The sequence below is a fragment of the Rhizobium sp. 22-785-1 genome, assembly GCF_053521965.1.
This window is the reverse complement of the sequence record NZ_JBNWDI010000021.1, coordinates 1-4,282: the sequence shown is the minus strand read 5'-3', so window position 1 is coordinate 4,282 and position 4,282 is coordinate 1. Positions and strand designations below refer to the sequence as shown.

General features: G+C 58.9%; 4 protein-coding genes. All 4 read right to left on the bottom strand.

Features of this window, described 5'->3' with window-relative positions; translation table 11 throughout:
* Positions 1-1,460: mannitol dehydrogenase family protein (locus tag ACQZ5M_RS21090; RefSeq protein WP_449080806.1), on the bottom strand; the 1,460-nt coding region annotated here is incomplete at its 3' end.
* A 97-nt stretch (positions 1,461-1,557) separates the two neighbouring features.
* A complete protein-coding gene (locus tag ACQZ5M_RS21085; protein WP_449080805.1) occupies positions 1,558-2,562 on the bottom strand; it encodes an ABC transporter ATP-binding protein in 1,005 nt (334 codons plus the stop codon).
* A gap of 11 nt (positions 2,563-2,573) precedes the next feature.
* Complete coding sequence (locus ACQZ5M_RS21080) at positions 2,574-3,398, bottom strand: carbohydrate ABC transporter permease (RefSeq protein ID WP_296021035.1); 825 nt, start codon at positions 3,396-3,398, stop codon at positions 2,574-2,576.
* 11 nt (positions 3,399-3,409) lie between these two features.
* Positions 3,410-4,282: carbohydrate ABC transporter permease (locus ACQZ5M_RS21075; protein WP_296021033.1), on the bottom strand; the 873-nt coding region annotated here is incomplete at its 5' end.

Here is a 4,282-nt window from a genome sequence, read left to right as displayed (position 1 = left end):
AGATAGAGTTCGATCGTCTTTGCGGTACCCTTTTCCCACAATGTGTTTAGAGCATGAGCGAAGCGGGTTCGGAAGAGGTCTGAGTTTGCGACGTCGCCGAAAATATCGCTGAGTGCGAGGAAGGCCATGGGATCGTCCTTTGCCTTTATCGCTGCCGCCTGCAGGCGCTCTGCGCTGGCGTCGTTGAAGACGATCTGCTTGCCGCTGTCCGAGGTTCCGTAGAAGTAGCGGCACCACAGGGCGGAAACCAGCGACAGACCGACGATGTCGAGGCCTTGCGCCAGACGGTCGGCGGTCGAAGGCAGGATGAACTTCGGTTGGCGGTTGGAGCCGTCCTGCGCCAGGCGCGGAATGGTGTCGCCGATCTTCGGGTTGAGAAAGCGGCGCTCGATCAGGTCGAAGTACTCGTTGAGATCGGTGTCGGGCACTGGCGGAATGATCGGGATAATCTCTTCCTTCTCCAGCTTGGCCAGGAAGGCACGGATGAGAGGATGCTCCATCGCCTCGTGGACGAAGTGGATGTCGAGCAGGGCTGCGGGATAGGCAATCGCCGCATGGCCACCGTTCAGAATACGGATCTTCATGTGCTCGTAGGGCGCCACATCGGGCACGAACTGCACGCCGACCTTTTCCAGCGCCGGACGACCGGCGGGAAAATTATCCTCCATGACCCACTGCTTGAACTCTTCACAGAAGACCGGCCAGTTGTCCTCGATGCCGAAGTCGTCACGCGCAATGGAGCGCTCGCGATCGCCGGTGGCGGGGGTTATGCGGTCCACCATGGAATTGGGGAAGGAGACGTTCTCACCGATCCAGGTGGCGAAAGCCGGATCGGAGAGTGCAGCAAGGCCGACCACGGCGTTCTTGGTGACCTTGCCATTGTGCGGAATGTTATCGCAGGACATGACGGTGAAGGGCTGGACGCCATTCTCACGCCGCGCCCTCAGGCCAGCAACGATGAGGCCGAACACCGTCTTCGGCGCCGCCGGGTTCTTGCCGTCCTCGGCAATGGCCGGATGCTGCGGATTGAACGCGCCGGACGCGTCGATGAAGTAGCCACCCTCGGTGATGGTCATCGAGACGATGCGGATCTTGGGATCGGCCAGCGCATCGATGATGGCCTTGGCATCGCCCACCGGCAGGATGTCGATCATCGGTCCGGTAACGCGAGCACCCGTCCGGTTATTATCCTGCTCGACGACCGTCGTCAGAAAATCCTGCTCGGCCAGCTTGTCGCGCATCACCGCGTCGGATGGCAGCACACCAGCACCGACGATTGCAAAATCATGGTCAGCACCGGTGTTGAACAGGTCATCCAGATAGATTGCCTGATGCGCGCGGTGGAAGTTGCCGACGCCGAAGTGGACGATGCCGGCCGACAGGTCGCTGCGCGAATAGGAGGGAACCTGAGCGGTGGCCTTGGCCTGATCAAGCGTTGCAAGCGAGAGTTTGCATGTCATGAGACGATCCTCGGAATAATTCCCAATCGAACCGGCGCGCAAGACGCGCCCAGAGTTCATGTCGTGATGGCTTTCGCCGGATAGCGGCAATCAAGCGTTACGCCTGTATTGCCTGACCCTTGTTGTCGAACCTGTGAACCTTGGTCTCATCGGGCGTGATGTAGACGATATCGCCATGCTGGCAGGCGAACTCGCCATCGGCACGTGCGGTGATCAGGCCGATCTCCCCGACATTGATATGCAGGAAGGTATCGGAGCCGAGATGTTCGGCCACGTTCACCGTCCCCTTCCACAGGCCGCTTTCCTTCGATAGCAGCAGATGTTCGGGGCGAATGCCGACAGTTTCCGCACCCTTGGCCTGAGCATAGGCACCCTTGACGAAGTTCATGCGCGGCGAGCCGATGAAGCCTGCGACGAAGAGGTTGCGCGGCGTCTTGTAGAGCTCCATCGGTGAGCCGACCTGCTCGATATTGCCGCGGTTGAGAACCACGATCTTGTCGGCCATGGTCATGGCTTCGACCTGGTCGTGGGTCACGTAGATCATCGTCGTCTTCAGCGTGTTGTGCAGTTCGGAGATTTCCAGCCGCATCGTGCCGCGCAGTGCCGCATCGAGGTTCGACAAAGGCTCGTCGAAGAGGAAGGCTGAAGGCTCGCGCACGATAGCGCGACCGATGGCAACACGCTGGCGCTGGCCGCCGGAAAGCTGCGAGGGACGGCGATCGAGATAATCGGTCAGGTTGAGAATGGCGGCGGCGTCATTGACCTTCTTGTCGATGGCGGATTTTTCCATCTTCGCCATCTTCAGCGGAAAGCCGATATTGTTGCGCACGCTCATATGCGGATAAAGCGCGTAGGATTGGAACACCATGGCAAGACCGCGCTCGGCTGGTGCGCGCTCGGTCACGTCTTTCCCGTCGATGATGATCTGGCCTCCGGTCACATCCTCAAGGCCTGCAATCAGGCGCAAGAGCGTAGACTTGCCGCAGCCCGACGGCCCGACGAAGACGACGAACTCGCCGTCTTGAATGTCGAGATCGATGGACGGGATGACCTTGGCTTCGCCGAAGACCTTGGAAACGTTTTTAAGTGAAATGCTGCCCATTGTTATGATCCTTATTTCACAGCGCCGAAGGTCAGGCCGCGCACGAGTTGTTTCTGGCTGAACCAGCCGAGCACCAGGATTGGAGCGATCGCCATCATCGAAGCGGCCGAAAGCTTTGCCCAGAACAGGCCCTGCGGCGACGAGAAGGAGGCGATGAAGGCCGTCAGCGGTGCTGCATTGGTGGTCGTCAGGCGGATGGTCCAGAAGGATTCGTTCCACGCCAGAATGATGTTGAGAAGCAGTGTCGAGGCAATACCGGGGATCGCCATCGGCGTCAGGACATAGACGATCTCGTTCCACAGCGAGGCACCATCCATGCGCGCCGCTTCCAGAATCTCGCCCGGAATTTCTCTGAAGTAGGTGTAGAGCATCCACACCACGATCGGCAGATTGATCATGGTCAGCATCAAGGTCAGGCCGATGCGGGTATCCAGAAGACCGGCATTGCGGAACATCAGGTAGAACGGCACCAGCACCGCGACCGCCGGCATCATCTTGGTGGAAAGCATCCACATCAGGATGTCTTTCGTGCGCTTGGTCGGCGAAAAGGCCATGGCCCAGGCGGCGGGAATGGCAATCAGCAGTGCCAGGATCGTGGAGCCGAGCGACAGGACGACCGAGTTCATGAACGGCTTGAAGTAGTCGCGCTGCGTATTCACCGTCACGTAGTTTTCCAGCGTTCCCGATGGCCACAGGCTGAAGCCTGCAATGGCTTCCGGCTCCGTCTTGATGGAGGTGAGGAAGGCATAGAGGATCGGGAAGAACAGGATGAGCGCAACCACCCATGCGGCGATGGTAAAGCCGATCTTCGAGCGGGTAGAGACTTTGCGAGCCATGGGACGTCTCCTTAACGATCGAGGTTCTTGCCGACAGCGCGCATCAGGAAGATGGCGACGATATTGGCGAGCACGATGGCGATGATACCGCCGGCAGACGCTCCGCCCACATCATAGCCAAGCAGCGCGGTCCGGTAGATCAGGAACGGCAGGTTGGTGGAGGCATAGCCAGGTCCGCCATTGGTGGTGACGAGAATTTCCGCATAGACGCCGAGAAGAAAGATCGTCTGGATGAGGATGACCACCGTCATGGCGCGCGCCAGATGTGGCAGCGTCAGATAGATGAAGCGGTTGAAGAAGTTTGCGCCGTCCATTTCCGCCGCTTCCTTCTGCTCGCCATCCAGCGATTGCAAGGCGGTCAGCAGGATCAGCGTGGCAAAAGGCAGCCATTGCCAGGCGACGATGATGACGATGGAGAGCAACGGAAAGCGCGAAAACCAGTCGATGGGCTGAAAACCGAAGAACCTGTTCAGGTCGGCCAGCACGCCGTAACCGGGGTGCATGATCATGTTCTTCCAGATCAATGCCGCGACGGGCGGCATGACGAAGAAAGGCGAGATGACCAGGATGCGCACAATCCCCTGACCGAAGATCGGCTGGTCGAGCAGCAATGCGAGGCCAATCCCGCCAATGATGGTGATGAGAAGCACGCCACCGACGATCACCAGCGTATTCCAGATGGACTGAAGGAAGGCCGGATCGGTGTAGAAGAACTTGTAGTTGAACAGGCCAGCAAAGCTCACATTGGCCGGGTTCAGCAGATTATAGTTCTGGAAAGAAAACCACAGCGTCATCGCCAGCGGCACGATCATCCAGATCAGAAGCAGGAAAACCGAGGGCGCCATCATCACACGCGCCAGGCTCCTGGTGTTTTGCGTTGCCAT

Coding starts and splice junctions, on each gene's coding strand:
- ACQZ5M_RS21080 (WP_296021035.1), bottom strand. CDS start 3,398: ATGGCTCGCAAAGTCTCTACCCGCTCGAAGATCGGCTTTACCATCGCC.
- ACQZ5M_RS21085 (WP_449080805.1), bottom strand. CDS start 2,562: ATGGGCAGCATTTCACTTAAAAACGTTTCCAAGGTCTTCGGCGAAGCC.